At 64.8% G+C, this 16,293-nt stretch carries 12 protein-coding genes; 7 read left to right on the top strand and 5 right to left on the bottom strand.

All coding sequences use genetic code 11. The features are described 5' to 3' along the window. Positions 1–32 precede the first annotated feature (32 nt). Both deoC and FJ970_RS03550 read right to left on the bottom strand, forming a co-directional pair. Complete coding sequence (gene deoC, locus FJ970_RS03555) at positions 33–1,079, bottom strand: deoxyribose-phosphate aldolase (protein ID WP_127871140.1); 1,047 nt, start codon at positions 1,077–1,079, stop codon at positions 33–35. A 204-nt stretch (positions 1,080–1,283) separates the two neighbouring features. Beyond that, positions 1,284–2,111: a ferredoxin--NADP reductase gene (locus tag FJ970_RS03550; protein WP_140760397.1), complete on the bottom strand. Its 828-nt coding sequence runs from the start codon at positions 2,109–2,111 to the stop codon at positions 1,284–1,286. A 219-nt stretch (positions 2,112–2,330) separates the two neighbouring features. Between FJ970_RS03550 and FJ970_RS03545 the strand changes: the two genes are divergently transcribed. The 3 genes from FJ970_RS03545 (at position 2,331) to FJ970_RS03535 (ending at position 7,727) form a co-directional block, all read left to right on the top strand. Then, positions 2,331–4,415: a hydantoinase/oxoprolinase family protein gene (locus FJ970_RS03545; protein WP_140760399.1), complete on the top strand. Its 2,085-nt coding sequence runs from the start codon at positions 2,331–2,333 to the stop codon at positions 4,413–4,415. Position 4,416: 1 nt separating this feature from the next. Next, positions 4,417–6,117, top strand: coding sequence for a hydantoinase B/oxoprolinase family protein (locus FJ970_RS03540; protein WP_140760402.1), 1,701 nt, complete (start codon positions 4,417–4,419; stop codon positions 6,115–6,117). A 494-nt stretch (positions 6,118–6,611) separates the two neighbouring features. Beyond that, a complete protein-coding gene (locus FJ970_RS03535) occupies positions 6,612–7,727 on the top strand; it encodes an aminomethyltransferase family protein (RefSeq protein ID WP_181178682.1) in 1,116 nt (371 codons plus the stop codon). Between the two features lie 92 nt (positions 7,728–7,819). Here FJ970_RS03535 and FJ970_RS03530 read toward each other — a convergent pair whose 3' ends face one another. From FJ970_RS03530 to FJ970_RS03520, 3 genes are all read right to left on the bottom strand, one after another. After that, positions 7,820–9,307, bottom strand: coding sequence for an aldehyde dehydrogenase (locus tag FJ970_RS03530; RefSeq protein ID WP_140760407.1), 1,488 nt, complete (start codon positions 9,305–9,307; stop codon positions 7,820–7,822). Beyond that, a complete protein-coding gene (locus FJ970_RS03525; protein WP_140760409.1) occupies positions 9,304–10,503 on the bottom strand; it encodes a cytochrome P450 in 1,200 nt (399 codons plus the stop codon). Before FJ970_RS03525 ends, FJ970_RS03530 begins: the two co-directional genes overlap by 4 nt. Before the next feature lie 70 nt (positions 10,504–10,573). After that, the gene (locus FJ970_RS03520) at positions 10,574–12,022 is read right to left on the bottom strand and encodes an APC family permease (RefSeq protein ID WP_140760411.1); all 1,449 of its coding nucleotides are present in this window, start codon (positions 12,020–12,022) and stop codon (positions 10,574–10,576) included. 171 nt (positions 12,023–12,193) lie between these two features. On the opposite strand from FJ970_RS03520, the gene FJ970_RS03515 reads away from it, so the two are divergent. Genes FJ970_RS03515 through FJ970_RS03500 form a run of 4 tightly spaced genes read left to right on the top strand, consistent with a single transcriptional unit; the run spans position 12,194 to position 16,276 of the window. After that, the gene (locus FJ970_RS03515) at positions 12,194–12,964 is read left to right on the top strand and encodes an IclR family transcriptional regulator (protein WP_140760413.1); all 771 of its coding nucleotides are present in this window, start codon (positions 12,194–12,196) and stop codon (positions 12,962–12,964) included. Then, positions 12,964–14,241: a Tm-1-like ATP-binding domain-containing protein gene (locus FJ970_RS03510; protein ID WP_181178683.1), complete on the top strand. Its 1,278-nt coding sequence runs from the start codon at positions 12,964–12,966 to the stop codon at positions 14,239–14,241. The genes FJ970_RS03515 and FJ970_RS03510 overlap by 1 nt, the downstream gene beginning before the upstream one ends. Then, the gene (locus FJ970_RS03505; RefSeq protein ID WP_140760418.1) at positions 14,238–14,906 is read left to right on the top strand and encodes an HAD family hydrolase; all 669 of its coding nucleotides are present in this window, start codon (positions 14,238–14,240) and stop codon (positions 14,904–14,906) included. The genes FJ970_RS03510 and FJ970_RS03505 overlap by 4 nt, the downstream gene beginning before the upstream one ends. Before the next feature lie 20 nt (positions 14,907–14,926). Further along, positions 14,927–16,276: an aminotransferase class III-fold pyridoxal phosphate-dependent enzyme gene (locus FJ970_RS03500; protein WP_140760420.1), complete on the top strand. Its 1,350-nt coding sequence runs from the start codon at positions 14,927–14,929 to the stop codon at positions 16,274–16,276. Positions 16,277–16,293: the final 17 nt, after the last annotated feature.

Below are 16,293 nucleotides of genomic sequence, written 5' to 3'. Positions count from 1 at the left end.
CGTAGGGCTCCACGTTCAAAGCCTCGCTCGCCTCAAGCCATCGCGTGGCGATGATTGGCCGAATAATGCCCGGTCAGATGATGCTCGAGCTGGCGCTCGATATCGGTCAGCAGGCTGGAGGCGCCGAAGCGGAACAGCTCCGGCTCCAGCCATGGCCGGCCGAGCTCTTCCTTCATCAGCACCAGCCAGTCGAGCGACACTTTCGCGGTGGAAATGCCGCCGGCCGGCTTGAAGCCGATGAGATAGCCGGTCTCCTCGAAATAGGCCCTGATGGCGCGCACCATGGCAAGCCCGACCGGCAGCGTAGCGTTGACGCTTTCCTTGCCGGTCGAGGTCTTGATGAAATCGGCGCCCGCCATCATCGCCACCATCGAGGCCAGCATGACATTGCGCAGCGTGGCGAGGTCGCCTGTACCCAAAATCACCTTCAGATGCGCGTCCCCGCAGGCGGCCCGCATCGAGACGATCTCGTTGTAGAGCTCGCGCCACTTGGCGCCGAACACCAGGCCGCGCGGGATGACGACGTCGATCTCGTCGGCGCCGTCCTTCACCGAGGCCTCGATCTCCTGCAGCCGGGTCGACAGCGGCGCCAGGCCATGCGGGAAGGCAGTGGAGACGGCGGCGACATGGATGCCGGTGCCGCGCACGGCGTCGACAGCCGTGGCGACGAAGGGGTGGTAGACGCAGACGGCGGCGGGCCGGATGGTCTCGCCCGCAATGCCGAGGCCTTCCATGATGTCGCGGCGCAGCGGGTTGATCGCCTTGGCGCAGAGCCGGCGCACGCGCTCCTCGGTATCGTTGGAGTTGAGCGTCGTCAGGTCCATGCAGGCGATCGCCCGCAGCAGCCAGGCGGCCTGGTTGTCGGCCTTGATCGAGCGCCGCTTGGTCAGGCTGGCGACGCGGCGTTCCAGCGCCGAGCGGTTGACGCTGCGCACCGATTCCAGAAAACCGAGGTCGAGTTTCAGGCCGGGATTGCGCGCGATGTGATGGTCCAGCGGCACCGGCGTGTTGGCGGCGGCGCGTGCCGGCAGCGGCGTCACCTTGGTGCCAAGATCGGCTTCGCGGATTGTGCTGCTCATCTCCTGCCCTTTCATTCAGCGGCGTGCGCTCTTGGTGCGCATCGTTCTCCCAAAGCCGTTCGGCACTTTGGGCGACACGCACGAAGATAGCCCGCGAAGCCGCGCTTCACGAGTCCTCAAGCGAGGGATAGCTGAAAAAGGCCGCGAAAGCAGCTGATTTTTGACCGGAAGGTCAAAACTCGATTGACGAGAGAAGCGCCAGCCTCAGCCGACGAAGGCGCGCTCGACGACGAAGCTCGAGGGATGGCTGAGCGAGCCTTCCTGGAAGCCGAGGCTTTCGGCCAGCTCCTTGACGTCCTTCAGCATGTGCATCGAGCCGCAGATCATGATGCGGTCGGTCTCTGGATCGAGCTTCTCGATGCCGAGATCGCTGTAGAACTTGCCGGAGCCGATCAGCGCGGTGATGCGGCCCATGCGCGCCGACTCCTCGCGGGTCGTCGAATTGTACAGCGTGACGCGGCCGGCGGTCAGCTCGCCGATCAGCGGGTCGCTTTCCAGTGCCGCCACCAACTCCTGGCCGTAGATCAGCTCGGCATTGTCGCGGCAGGTGTGGGTCAGGATCAGCTGATCGAATTTCTCGTAGGTGTCGGGGTCGCGCAGCAGGCTGGCGAAGGGCGCGATGCCGGTGCCGGTCGAGATCATGAACAGGCGCTTGGCCGGGGTCAGTGCGTCGACCACCAGCGTGCCGGTGGACTTCTGGCGCATGATGACCGTGTCGCCGACCTGGATCTTCTGCAGTTCCGAGGTCAGCGGGCCATCCGGTACCTTGATCGAGAAGAATTCCAGCTCTTCGTCCCAGGCCGGGCTGGCGACGGAGTAGGCGCGGTACACCGGCTTCTCGGCATTGGGCAGGCCGATCATGACGAATTCGCCGGAGCGGAAACGCAGCGACTGCGGGCGCGTGATGCGGAACGAGAACAGCCGGTCGGTGTAGTGCTTCACCGAGACGACGGTTTCGGCATAGACATTGGCCGGAATCGGAAACTGTAGCGGGCGGGCTTCAGCGGTATTGAACGCGGGCGTGGTATTCATCAATTCCAACCTTCTCGCCCAATTACAGACGCGGGCGCCAAACTTTCCCGTGCGCGCCCGGACCATTCAGGTTCCGGCGTGCCATGCACGCTACCGAAGCGGTAAGCTCTTGTGTCCGGAATTTATTAGTATACAAACGATATTTGCGTCAAGATGCCGCCGTAAAACACCTTTCCAAACTGTGGCATATCCGTAGTCCCAGCATTTCGGGTTTCGACAATGAAAGAGAATTTTTCGGTGCAGCCGCCGGATTCCCTGGGCAGCGTCGTCGCCGGCATCGATGTCGGCGGAACCTTCACCGACCTGCTTCTGATCGACGGCAGGGACGGTGGCAAGGTGTATCTGGCCAAGACCCCGACCACGGTCGACAACCAGGCCTTCGGCGTGGTTTCGGCGCTCGGCGCCACCGGCTTTCCGGTCGACGGCATCGACCTCATCGTGCATGGCACGACCACCACCACCAATGCGGTGCTGGAGCGCCGGCTGGCCAAGACCGGCATGATCACCACGCGCGGTTTTCGCGACGTGATCGAGCTCGGCCGGCGCACGCGGCCGCAGCCCTATGGCATGACCGGAACCTTTGTCCCGATCATCCCGCGCAATTTGCGCCTAGAAGTGTCCGAACGCGTCGAGGCATCAGGCGCCGTCCGCACGCCGCTCGACGAGGCCGAGATGGGCGCGGCGGTGCAGGCGCTCATCGCGGCCGGCTGCGAATCCCTCGTCATCCATTTCCTGCATTCCTACGCCAACCCGTCACATGAGCGGCGCGCGGCCGAAATCGCCGCCGAGCTTTGGCCGAACGGTTACATCACCACCGGCCATGCGCTGCTGTCGGAAGCGCGCGAATTCGAGCGTGGGGTGACGGCATCGGTCAACGCCTCGGTGCAACCGATCCTGGAGCGCTATGTCGAGCGCCTGCGCAAGGAATTGGCCGACAAGGGTTATGCCCGCGATTTTCTCATCATGAACGGCAATGGCGGCATGATCTCGGCGCGCTTCGTCACACGTGAATCGGCCAAGACCGTGATGTCGGGCCCCGCCTCCGGCGTCATCGCCGCCGCCTATACGGGCAAGCGCGCCGGCTTCCAAAATCTCGTCACCTACGACATGGGCGGCACTTCGACCGACGTGGCGCTGATCCGCAACGCCGAGCCGGCTGTTTCGAACGAGATCGAGATCGAATACGCCATGCCGATCCATGTGCCGATGGTGGCGGTGCATACGGTCGGCGCCGGCGGCGGCTCGATCGCCCGCGTCGATGCGGCCGGCCTGATCCAGATCGGTCCGGAAAGTGCGGGCGCCAATCCCGGCCCGGTCTGTTACGGGCGCGGCGGGACCGAGCCGACGATCACCGACGCCAATCTGGTGCTCGGCCGGCTGGCGCCGAAGAAGCTGCTCGCAGTCGACAATCCGGTCACGTCGGAGCGCGTCACCGGCATCTTCGAGGACAGGATCGGCAAGGCGACGGGCCTGTCGGGTGTCGAGGCCGCGGGCGCGGTGCTCAGGCTCGGCAACATGAAGATGGCCGGCGCCATCCGCATGGTCTCGGTGTCGCGCGGCCACGACCCCCGCGACTTCGCCCTATTCGCCTTCGGCGGCGCGGGCCCATTGCATGCCACGGCGCTCGCCCGCGAACTCGGCTTGCCCAAAGTGCTGGTGCCGGCGCGTCCCGGCATCACCAACGCGCTCGGCTGCGTCGTCGCCGATCTGCGCCACGACTTCGTCAACACCATCAACCAGCCCGTGGCTGTGCTCGATGAAGCCCGGCTCCACCAGGTATTGGAACGGCACCGGAACGAAGGCGAGGAGCTGATCGCCAAGGAAGCGGTGAAGCCGGAAACGATCCGCGTCACTCACTCCGCCGACATGCAGTTCGTCGGCCAGACCCACATCATCAACGTGCCGTTGCCGTCCTCGTCGGTGACCCGGCACGAATTGCAGTCCCTGTTCGAAAAGGCCTATTTCGCCCGCTTCAAGGTAGAACTGCCGGAAATCCGCGCCAACCTCGTCAATCTCAACACCTCGGTCACCGGCGTGCGCCCGGCGATCGATCTGTCGCGACTGATCGACCCGGCCGGGCGGTCAAAGACGCTCGAAGAGGCGCGGCGCGAAATCAGGCCGGTCTGGTATGGCGGACGCTGGTATGACACGCCGGTCTATATCAGGGAAAAGCTGCCGCTCGACGCTGTCATAGAAGGGCCGGCGATCCTCGAACAGATGGACGCAACCACCGTGCTGGAACCCGGCGACCGCGCGCGACCGGACGCCGACGGCAACATCGTCATCGACATTGGCGAGGCCTGAAATGAAGCTCGACGCCATTACCCTTTCGGTTCTCCAGGCGGCCCTGCAGCAGGTCTGCGACGAAATGGACCTGACCTTTTCGCGTGCCGCCTTCTCGCCGGTGATCGCCGAGGCCAATGACCGCTCGGACGGCATCTATTCAGCGGTAGACGGCTCGCTGATCGCACAGGGCAGTCAGGGCCTGCCGGTGTTCGTCGGCGTCATGCAATATTCGACCAGGACGGTCATCGAGATGATCGCCGACGGCCGCTGCCTGGCTCCGGAGCCGGGCGACATCTACATCGTCAACGATCCCTATCTCGGCGGCACGCATCTGATGGATGTGCGTTTCGCCATGCCGGTCTATCGCGGTGAAAAGATCTTCTGCTGGCTGTCGAACACCGGCCATTGGCCCGATATCGGCGGTTCCGTTCCGGGAGGCTTCTCCGCGTCCGCAACCGCCGTCGAGCAGGAAGGCCTGCGGCTGCCGCCGGTAAAACTGTTCAAGAAGGGCGTGCTCGATTCCGAAATCTACGCCATCATCTGCTCCAACATCCGGGTTGCCGATCAGCGCATCGGCGACATCAGGGCCCAGGCCGCCGCGCTGCTGATCGGCCAGGATCGGCTCAATGGAATCCTGGATCGTTACGGAGACGAAACCGTCGTCGAGGCGATCGCCGAACTGCGCCGCCGTGCCGCCGAACAGATGCGCGCCAACATCGCGGCCATTCCTGACGGCACCTACCGCTCCAAGGCTTTTGTCGATTCCGACGGCGTGGTCAACGAACCGCTGACTATCGCACTCGCCGTCGAGAAAAAGGGCGACACGCTGACCTTCGATTTCGCCGGTTCGTCAAAGCCCTGTGCCGGGCCGATGAACAGCGTGCTGGCGACGACATTGTCGTCCGTCTATCTCGCCATGCGCCATATCTTCCCGGACGTGCCGATCAGCGCCGGCGCCTTCGAGCCGCTCCAGGTCAAGCGGCCGGAAGGCACCTTCCTCGACGCGAAATACCCGCGTCCGGTCTCGGGCTGTGCGGCCGAGGTCTCGCAGCGCATCGCCGAGGCGGTGTTCGCGGCCATGGTGCAGGCGCTGCCCGACAAGGTGACGGCGGCTCCAGCAGGCTCCAGCGGCAATTTCGCGCTCGGCGGCAACGACCCGGCGCGCGGCCGTGACTACGTCATGTACCAGATCTCCGGCGGCGGTTATGGCGGCAATTCAGGCCATGACGGCCTGACCAATGGCTGCTCGACCATCGGCATCTCCAAGTCGCCGCCGGTCGAGATCATGGAGCAGGCCTTTCCGGTGCTCTACCGGCACTATGCCTTGCGCGAAGGCTCGGGCGGCGCCGGCAAGCATCGCGGCGGTTTCGGCCTCGCCTATGAGGTCGAGATTCTGCGCGGCGAGGCGCGTGCCTCTTTCGTCATGGATCACGGCCGCTTCGGCCCGCAAGGCGCCCTCGGCGGTGGGGACGGCGAGCCCAACAGCGTGACCGTCTTCCGCAATGGCGGGCAACACATACCGCCGCACCTCTCCAAGGAGCAGGACATCCCGCTGAAGGCCGGCGACCGCGTGCGCGTCGGCACGCCGGGCGGTGGCGGCTATGGCGATCCGAGTGAGCGTGATCCGAAACAGGTCGCCGAGGATGTCAGGCTGGGATACTATACATCAGAACAGGCCAAGGAATTGTTTGGGGTCGCCCTGGATGGACAGCTCGAATAATGCTCAGGACAGATTCAAGTGCCGCGTTTGTGGCCTTGATCAATTTCCTGATGTGCCATGGGGAGAAAGCGGCAAGGAGCCGACCCACGATATATGCCCCTGTTGTGGCGTAGAGTTCGGCTATGAAGACGACATGCTAGAAAACTGTTTGTCTTTCCGGCGGCACTGGATCGAGATGAGGCGATGTAAGTGGTTCTCGCTTAGGGAGCGGCCACTCGATTGGGACATGCCAAGTCAGGTAAGAGGCATTCCTCCCGCCTATAGGAGCTCACAGGATGAGCAACTGATCCAAACATATCTGGTTGGAGGAGAGCTGGCTCCGCAGGGTTTGGCTGCTTTGAACGCAGTCGAAAAGCGTGATCGCTAGCAACAATCGCCGTAAGCTCACGAGAGGTCGACCGAGTTCCCGCCGGGATCGGCGCAGCGCATGTCGTTTCCGTCTCCGCCGGCGATCCAAAAGCACGTATTTTCCAATGACAAGCGTGGAGACTTCCTTGGCCGAGCGGCGTTCCCCTTTCTACAGCAGCATCGTCGGGCTGGGTGCGACCATGGGCCGGGTCGGCGGCGATTTCATCTCGGCCAAATACTATTCCGGCATCGCCGACGAGCACCTGAACACTCGTGAGAATGTCGGTGTCCAGGACCTCAGCACCATGGGCAAGATGGACATCAAGGGTCCGGACGCCGAAGCGCTGGTCAACCACGTCATCGTCAATGATGCCGCCGCCATGAAAGCCGGCCAGGTCCGCTATTCCACGGTCTGCCGGGAGGATGGTGGCATCATGGACGACCTCACCGTGTTCCGGCTGGCACCCGAGCACTTCATGCTGGTGACTGGGTCGGTCAACCGCCTGAAGATGCTGCCCTGGCTCCAGCATCACGCGCAGGCGCGAAAAGCCTATGTCACCGATATCACCGCCGCGGTCGCCTTCCCGACCATCCAGGGCCCGCGCTCGCGCGAACTCCTGAAGGCACTGGTCTCGGAGGCCGATCTTGATGGCTTGAAGCGCTGGGCGTTCACATCGGGGCGTGTCGGCGAAACCAGGGTGCTGATCTCGCGCACCGGCGTGACCGGCGAGCTCGGCTTCGAACTGTTCGTGCCTGCGGACGAGGCGACCTCGGTCTGGGAGGCCCTGATGCGGACGGGAGCGGACTTCGGCCTGAAACCCTATGGCGTGCTGGCGATGTTCACGCTCGGCCTGGAAAAGGCCTATCCGGCGCATGGCATCGACATGGACGAGACCCGCACGCCGTTCCATGTCGGCCTCGACCGTTGGATCAAGTTCGACAAAGGCGATTTCGTCGGCCGCGAAGCGCTGCTCAAGGTGGGCGACAGGGGCCTCGGCGAACGCTGGACCGGCCTGATCCTCGACGGCGACAAATCAGCCGCGACCGATGCACGGGTGATGGCCGATCGCGAGGATGTGGGCGTCGTCACCTACAGCGACCATGGCTATTCCCTGGGCAAGGTGCTGGCGACAGCGCATCTGCGGCTGCCGTTCACCGCCATCGGCACCGAGCTCAGCATCGACATCGACGGAAAGCCGACGCGCGCGGTGGTGGCGCCGATGCCATTCTTCGATCCGGAAGGGGTGAGATTGAGGCGCTAGCCCGGCTTACCCGGAAATCGTTGTGGTTCCCAAATTACGCATAGTGGCGCCGACCTTGATGCCTCGGAGTCTCAGCGAAAACCGGCGGGCTCTCAAAGCGCGATCCAGGCTGTCTTCAGCTCCAGATATTTCTCCAGTGCATGCAGGGACTTGTCGCGGCCAAAGCCGGACTGCTTGACGCCACCCAGCGGCACGGTGATGTCGGCGCCGCCATAGGTGTTGACGTGGACGACGCCGGCGTTGATGGCGCGCACCATGCGGTGCGCGGTGGAGAGATTGGCGCTCCACACCGCCGACGCCAGCCCGTAGACGGTCGCGTTGGCGAGGCGCACCGCCTCTTCCTCGGTCTCGAAGCGCATGACGCCGAGCACCGGCCCGAATACCTCCTCGCGGGCAAGCTGCATCTCCTGCGTCACGCTTTCGAAGATCGTCGGCGCCATGTAGCTGCCGCCGGTCTCGGCCAGGATCCGTTCGCCGCCGGTGACCAGCCTTGCGCCTTCTTCCGTGGCCTTGGCGACGAAACCGAGATTCTTGTCCAGCTGTTCCGCGCTCGACACGGCACCGACATCGCTGCCGAGATCGAGCGGGTCGCCGACCTTCAGCCTTGTGGTCGCCGAGAGCAGTTCGTCCATGAAGCGATCATAGACCGACGACTGGACGAGAAGGCGCGAGCCGGCGACGCAGACCTGGCCGGAATTGCGGAAGATGCCGTTGGCCGAGACGACCGCCGCCTGTTTCAGGTCAGGCGCATCGGCAAAGACGAGGTTGGGCGATTTGCCGCCGAGTTCGAGGAAGACACGTTTCAGATTGGAGCGGGCGGAGTATTCAAGCAGCCGCCGGCCGACCGGCCCAGAGCCGGTGAAGGCGATGGCGTCGACATCCATGTGCAGGCCAAGCGCCTCTCCAGCGACCGCGCCCCGGCCGGTGACGACATTGAGCACGCCCGCCGGCAGCCCGGCTTCGGCAGCCAGTTCCGCCAGCCGCAGCAACGTCAGCGAGGCGATCTCCGGAGGCTTGACCACCACGCAATTGCCGGCGGCCAGCGCCGGCGCGATCTTCCAGGCGCCGATCATCAGCGGAAAATTCCACGGAACGATGACGCCGACGACGCCGAGCGGCTCCTTGTGGATCAGCCCGAGCACGTTGTCGGCCGTCGGCGCGATCTCGCCATAGACCTTGTCGATCGCTTCGGCATAGTAGCGGATGGTGCCGGCGGCCGACAGCGGTTCGGCCTTGTAGGCCATGCCGATCTCGGTGCCGTTGTCGCGCACGCCGAGCACGGCCAGCTCGTCGACATGCTTTTCGATCAGCTCGGCGAGCCTGGTCAGCACCTTCTTGCGAAAGACAGGAGCGGCGCGCGACCATGAACCCTTCTCGAACGCCTTGCGCGCCGAGCGCACGGCGCGGTCGATGTCGGCTGCATTGCCGTCGGCGATGCTGGCGAAGGCGCGGCCATCGATCGGCGAGATGACAGGCAGTGTCGCGCCGCTTGCCGCCTCCGCTTGGGCTCCATCGATGAACAGGCCGCGCGCACCGATCTCGGTCCTGCGCAGTGTGTCGATGGCATTTTGACTGATCATGGGGAACCGGCTCCGAAACTGACATACAATGTGGTTGGCGCCCGGAACTCCCAGCCGCGGAACACCGGCTCCTTGCCGGGCACCAGCCTGAGATCGGGGAAACGCTGAAGCAGCAGCCTTACCGCGAGACACATTTGCTCGCGCGCGAAAAACCGGCCGGAACAGAAATGATGGCCGAAGCCGAAGGCAGCGTGATTGCCCTCGTCGCGGTTTATGTCGAAGCGGTCCGGATCGGCAAAGCGGCTCTCGTCGCGGCTGGCCGAGGAGACGAGTGCGGCGACCGGCGCGCCAGCGGGAATCGTCGCCCCGCCGATCTCGACCGCACGGGTCGTTTCGCGCGTCTGCGTACCGATCGGCGCCACCCAGCGCAGGCCTTCGTCGACGGCTTTGGGCACGAAAGTTTCGGGATCGTCGAGCACCTGCCGCAACTGGTCGGGATTCCGGAGCAGGCCGACAAGGATCGAGCCGGCGCCGTGGCCCGGCTCCTGCATGCCGCCAAGCAGGATCACCTTTATGGTAGGCATCAGGAGGTCGAAGGACCGGGTTTTGCCCTCGAGCATGCCGTCATGCAGCATGTGCGACAGCGCGGAATCGTCGGGCTCGCGGACGAGCCTTTCCAGCGTCGGCATCACGGCATCGCCGACCTCGGCGCCGATCGCGTCGGCGATTTGCTGCCGCTTCGGGTCGTTCTCGAAATTGATGGCGCCCTGGGCGAGCCCATAGAACCAGCGGCGCAGGGTCGGCATGTCGATGTCTGTCAGACCGAGCGAGCGCGCCAGGCTGAGCGACGACACCGGCTCGAAATAATCGGCCATCAGTTCGGCCGAACCGCGCTCGGCGATCGCGTCGAGATAGGGCTCGGCGATCGAGCACACGAGATCGCCGGCATAGGAGGCGACGGTGCGCGGCCGGTATTTCGGATCGACGCCCTGGCGAAGGTCCTTGTGCACCGCGCCATCGCTGGTCAGGATGGTCGGCTTGCCGAAGGAGCGCTCGACGGGCGATACGCCATTGGTGATGATTGCCGAGAAGATGTCGGGCGACTTCGCCACCAGCTCGACATCGTTCCAACGGGTGACGAACCAGAGATTTACCGACGGCACGAAGGCGACCGGCGCGCTGCGCCTCATTTCGGCATAGATCGGGTAGGGGTCCGCTTCCAGCGCCTCGACGGTGATGTTTTCGGCAAAGCTCAAACCGGCCGCTCCTTTTGAGGTCGGAGGGGCGGCATCTCGCGCCGCCCCTGGATGCTTTGAAACCGGTCGTTCAATCCTTCAGCGGCAAACCGAGGCTTTCGAAGGCGACCGGATCCCGGCTCTTCAACGCACCCGCCAGCAGCAGTCCGATCACCGCCGCGATCAGCACCAGCCCCGGCAGGAACACGCCGAGGAAGCCGCCGGCTCCCGACAGGCTGCCGAAATTGATGACGATCAGGTAGATGATGACGGCGAAGGCGATAAAGGTCAGCCCGGGCAGGAGCGTGGTCTTTACGGCATTCTCCTGGGCCGACGGGTTGGCGCGGAAGTACATCACCACGGCGAGCGAGGCGACCGCCATCATCACGATGACGCCGAGCGTCGCGACATTGGTCAGCCACGAGAAGAGCGCCAGCACGGGATCGAGGCCGAGCACGGCGAACAGCCCGACGACGACAGCGGCGAGCACGCTCTGGATGACCGAAGCGACATGCGGACTCTGATGTGCCGAATGCGTCACGCCGATCGACTGCGGCAGCAGCTTCTCGCGCCCGGAAACGTAGATGTAGCGGGCAACGGCATTGTGGAATGCCAGCACGCCGGCGAACAGGCTCGACACGAACAGGATGCTCATCGCGTGGGTCAGCAGCGTTCCGGAGTAGCGGTCGGACAGGCCGAACAGGAAAGTCGTCGGATCCTGCAGGCCCTGCAGCGCCGGCAGCAATTTGTCGACGCCGGCACCGACCGCCATCAGCCAGGCCGTGACCGTGTAGAAGACGCCGATCAGGACGACCGAGAAATAGGTGGCGCGCGGAATGGTGACCTTGGGGTCGCGGGCTTCCTCGGCGTAGATCGTCGTCGCCTCGAAGCCGATGAAGGCGGCGAAACAGAACAGGATGGCTATGGCCGGCGCGCCTGATGTGATCTGGCTCCAGCTGAACGGAGCCGCCGAAAGGCCGCTGTCGCCGCCGGTCTTGAGGATGGTGAGATCAAGGATCAGCACCACGGCGTATTCGCACAGCACCAGCACCGTCAGGATCTTGGCCGACAGATCGACCTGGCGATAACCGAGCACGGCGACGATGGCGATGGCGATGAAGCTCCACACCCACCAGGGCAGGTTGATGCCCCAGCCGGCGAACAGCCCGGAGGTGGCAGCGCCGAGCAGGCCCATGACGCCGATCTGCATGGCATTGTAGGACAGGATGGCAATCAGCGCCGTGGCGCCGCCGGCCAGACCGCCGAGGCCGCGCGCCGCGTAGGCGTAGAAGGCGCCGGCATTGCCGACATGGCGCGACATGGCGACATAGCCGACCGCGAACAGGAGCAGCAGCACCGTCACGATCAGATAGGTGCCGGCAAAGCCGGCGCCATTGCCCATCAGCATGCCGAGCGGCGTGCCGCCGGCGACCGCGGTGAGCGGCGCCGCCGCCGAGATCACCATGAAGGTGATGGCGCCGACACCCAGACTGTTCTTGCGCAGCCTGTTGGCCGGCGCCGTTTCCGAAATTGCTGACATTGGTCCCTCCTGTTTGCAAGCCGTTTGGCTTGCCGGCCGATCGGCCTGTCCCATACGCTCTGGATGTGGTTCATTATTTGAACCATTATTTTGAATATAGACTTGCAAACAAAGCGGCTTCCTGTCAAGTTAATTCACACGTTAATTGATTGCCCGCTCAGGGAGGATGCATTGAGTACGGTCGGCAAGGCGATTTCGCTTCTGGAGTTGTTCACCGTGGCCGAGCCCGAGCTCGGGCTCTCGGACCTGGCGCGCCGGTCGGGTTTCGACAAGGCGACGACACGGCGCCTGCTGGTCGCGCTGACCGGCCATGGTCTCGTCGAGCAGGATGCGGCCACACGGCACTATCGGCTCGGCGCCGGCCTATCGCGGCTGGCGCGCATCCGCGAGGCCCGCTTTCCCTTCCTGCGGACCGCGGTGCCGCTGGTGCGGGATCTGGCAAGTGCCACGGCCGAGACCGTGCATCTGTCGGAATTCGGCGTCGACAGGCTGGTCACCGTCCATGTCGAGCATCCGGCACGGGCAAACCGGGTCAATGTCGATATCGGCCAGCTTCTGCCCCTGCATTCGACCGCCTCGGGCATCGTCTATCTGGCCTTCGCCAGGGACGACGCCGTCAAAGGATGCCTGGCTGGCCCCCTGGACGCCTTCACGGCGCACACGCTGACCGAGCCGGCCGCTATCTCCCGCTCCATGGGCGAGGCACGCGAGCGCGGCTATTCGATCTGCGACCAGGGCCTGGAAGAAGGCGTCATCAGCGTCGCGGCGGCAATCCTGGCGGCGGACGGGTTCGCGCTCGGCACGATCGCGGTGGCGGCGCCGAAAGCCAGGACGACAGCGGCTGACATCGTGGAAAGAGGACTTGCGGCCGTGGCCGTGGCGCGGGAGATTTCGATGCGGCTCAACGGCGATAATCTGCAAGCGCTGAGGAGGCAGGCCTGATGTCCGAACAGACGCCCCGCATCCTGGTCATAGGCACCGGCGACACCAAGGCCGACGAATTGCTGTTCATGAAAGCATGCATCGAGGCATCGGGCGGCAGCGCCGTGATGATGGACGTCAGTGTGCTGGGCGACCCGCCCTATAGCCCCGATCATGACAAGCACGCGGTCGCCCGCGCCGTGGATGTCACGATCGGCGAGATCGTCGCGAGCGGTGACGAGAACACCGCCATGACGCTAATGGCCGGCGGCGCCGTGCAGCTGGTGCGCAAGCTGCACCAAGCCGGCGAGATCGACGCCTTCATCGCCATCGGCGGCTCGATGGGAACCGATCTGGCGCTGGATGTCGCGCTCAGCCTGCCGCTCGGCGTGCCGAAATTCGTCGTCTCCACCATTGCCTATTCGCACCTCATCCCGCCGGAGCGCGTCGCGCCCGACCTGATGATGATCCTGTGGGCGGGTGGGCTCTATGGCCTCAACTCGATCTGCAAGCTGGTCCTGTCGCAGGCCTGTGGCGCAGTCGTCGGCGCGGCGAAATTGGCACTCGCCTCACGGGCCTCGGCTGCGGCGACCGGCCCGACCATCGGCATGACCTCGCTCGGCAGCTCCTGCCTTCGCTATATGAAGACGCTGAAGCCGGCGCTGGAACAGCGCGGCTATGATGTCGCGGTCTTCCACACCACCGGCATGGGCGGCCGCGCTTTCGAATCGATCGCCGGCCAGGATCATTTCTGCGCCGTCTTCGACTTCAGCCTGCAGGAGATCACCAACCATCTGGCCGGCTCCGTCGTTAGTTCCGGCATCGACCGGCTGGAGAATGCCGGCGCCCGTGGCGTCCCGCAGATCGCGGCGCCAGGCGCGATCGACATGGTTGACCTGCCGACCTGGCAGGCTTTGCCGGCTAAATTTTCCGAACGCCCGTTTCACGCTCACAACAGGCTGATTGCTTCGGTTACCGTCGATGCGGATGACCGCCGCGAGGTCGCCCGGACCATCGCCGCCAAGCTCGGCATGGCAAAGGGCCGTTCCGCCCTGATCCTGCCTTCCCGTGGCATCCAGGAATGGGACGCCGAGGGCGAGCCACTCCATGAGCCCGAAGCGCATGCCGCCTTCGTCGATGAAATGCGCAAGGCCATTCCCGCGCAAGTAGAGTTCCACGAGATCGACGCCCACATCAACAGCGACGGCTTCGTCGCCAAGGCGCTCGAAATCTTCGACCGCTGGGTCGAGGAAGGCATTGTCCCGCGCGGCACGCCTGCCAAGGAGGTCGCCGCGTGAGTGCCATTCCCGCCCAGGCGCTGGTCCTCGATTTCGGCGGCGTCGTCACCCGCACGCTGTTCGAGACCCACGCCCTGACCGAACAGGCGCTCGGCCTGGCGTCAGGAACGCTGAATTGGCGCGGGCCGTTCGATCCGGACTCGGATCCGCTGTGGCTGGCCATGCAGGCCGACGAGATCAGCGAACGCGACTATTGGCGAACGCGCACCGGGGAGGTCGGCCGCCTCGTCGGCGAGGACTGGCAGGCGATGGAAACCTTCGTTCGGCGCGCACGAGGCGCCGAGCCCGAAAAAGTGGTGCGACCCGAAGCCGAGCGCGCCATCCGCGCCGTCCATGCCGCGGGCTTTCGCCTGGCGATCCTTTCCAACGAACTCGACCTGTTCTACGGCGCCGGCTTCCGCCAGCGTCTGCCGCTGCTCGGCCTGTTCGACGTGATCGTCGACGCCACCTATACCGGCATCCTCAAACCCGATCCGCGTGCCTACGCCTTCGTCACCGAAGCGCTTGGCCTGCCGGCCGCCGCCTGCGTCTTCGTCGACGACCAGCAGCGCAATGTTGATGGCGGCCGTGCCGCCGGCATGCGCACGGTTCATTTCGACGTTGCCCGGCCGGCCTATTCCTATGCCGAGGCACTCGGCCATTTCGACCTCGTTCCAGTTGCCTGAGACATTTGCGGAGCCTTGCGATGCGCGACATCAATTTCCTCACCGAGAAGAATGCCAAGCCGATCTGGCACCCGATGGCGCATCCGGCCGAGATGCGGGCCAACCCGCCAAAGGTGATCATGAAGGGCGAGGGCGTGATGGTCACCGACATCGCCGGCAACACCGTGCTCGACGCCGTCGGCGGGTTGTGGAACGTCAACCTCGGCTACAGCTGCGATCCGATCAAGAGAGCGATCGCCGACCAGCTCGGCGCGCTGCCTTACTACTCGGGCTTTCGCGGCACCTCGACCGGGCCGTCGATCGAGCTCGCCTATGAGCTCTCCGAGTGGTTCGAGCCGGAGGGCATGGTGCGGACCTTCTTCACCTCCGGCGGCTCCGATTCGGTCGAAACGGCATTGCGGCTGGCCCGGCAATACTGGAAGATCCGCGGCCAGGGCGACCGCACCAAATTCCTCGCCTTGAAGAAGGGCTATCACGGCACGCATTTCGGCGGCGCCTCGGTCAACGGCAACGCCAATTTCCGCCGCAACTACGAACCGCTGCTGCCCGGCGTCTTCCATATTCCCGCCCCATGGACCTTCCGCAACCCGTTCGACGAAACCGATCCGGCGCGGCTGGCGAAACTGTGCGCCAAGGCGCTGGAGGACGAGATCGCCTTCCAGGGCGGCGACACCATCGCCGCTTTCATCATGGAGCCGGTGCTGGGTGCGGGCGGCGTCATCGTTCCGCATGAGAGCTTCATGCCGCTGGTGCGCGAAATCTGCGACCGCCACGAGATCCTGCTGATCGCCGACGAAGTGGTCACCGGCTTCGGCCGCGCCGGCGCCTGGTCGGGCTCGCGGCTGTCCGGTGTAAAACCGGATTTCATGACCATCGCCAAGGCGATCACCTCGGGCTATTTCCCGCTCGGCGCGACCCTGATCGGCGCCAGGGTTGCCGACGCCTTCGAGGCCGACAAGACCAGTTTCGGCGCGATCGGCCATGGTTATACCTATTCCGGCCACCCGGTCGGCTGCGCGGCCGGGCTGGCGGCGCTTGCCGAGACCAAACGGCTGCGCCTGAACGAGAACGCGGCCGCGCGCGGCGTCGAGCTTGCGGCGGTGCTGGAAGGCCTGAAGGCGAAGCACGCGATGGTCGGCGACGTCAGGTACAAGGGCCTGATGGCGGCGGTGGAACTGGTCTCCGATCGCGCGACGAAAAAGGCCGCCGACAAGAAGACCATGGCCGTCGTTTCCGAGGCTGCCTATGAGGCCGGCGTCATGCTGCGCGTCTCCGGCAACACCATCATCCTGTCGCCGCCGCTGATCATCGGCGCCGCGGACGTTACCAGGATCGGCGAGGCGATCGACGCGGGCCTGTCGAAGGTCTGACGGACACAACGGAGTTT

The sequence above is a fragment of the Mesorhizobium sp. B2-1-8 genome (genome assembly GCF_006442545.2).
Lineage (GTDB): Bacteria > Pseudomonadota > Alphaproteobacteria > Rhizobiales > Rhizobiaceae > Mesorhizobium.
The sequence above is the reverse complement of the archived record's forward strand: the minus strand, read 5'-3'. Positions and strand labels throughout refer to the sequence as shown.

Bases quoted from the DNA above. Each gene is read 5' to 3' on its own strand.
- FJ970_RS03550 (WP_140760397.1), bottom strand. From the start codon at position 2,111: ATGAATACCACGCCCGCGTTCAATACCGCTGAAGCCCGCCCGCTACAG.
- FJ970_RS03530 (WP_140760407.1), bottom strand. From the start codon at position 9,307: ATGATCAGTCAAAATGCCATCGACACACTGCGCAGGACCGAGATCGGT.
- FJ970_RS03545 (WP_140760399.1), top strand. From the start codon at position 2,331: ATGAAAGAGAATTTTTCGGTGCAGCCGCCGGATTCCCTGGGCAGCGTC.
- FJ970_RS03540 (WP_140760402.1), top strand. From the start codon at position 4,417: ATGAAGCTCGACGCCATTACCCTTTCGGTTCTCCAGGCGGCCCTGCAG.
- deoC (WP_127871140.1), bottom strand. From the start codon at position 1,079: ATGAGCAGCACAATCCGCGAAGCCGATCTTGGCACCAAGGTGACGCCG.
- FJ970_RS03510 (WP_181178683.1), top strand. From the start codon at position 12,964: ATGTCCGAACAGACGCCCCGCATCCTGGTCATAGGCACCGGCGACACC.
- FJ970_RS03520 (WP_140760411.1), bottom strand. From the start codon at position 12,022: ATGTCAGCAATTTCGGAAACGGCGCCGGCCAACAGGCTGCGCAAGAAC.
- FJ970_RS03500 (WP_140760420.1), top strand. From the start codon at position 14,927: ATGCGCGACATCAATTTCCTCACCGAGAAGAATGCCAAGCCGATCTGG.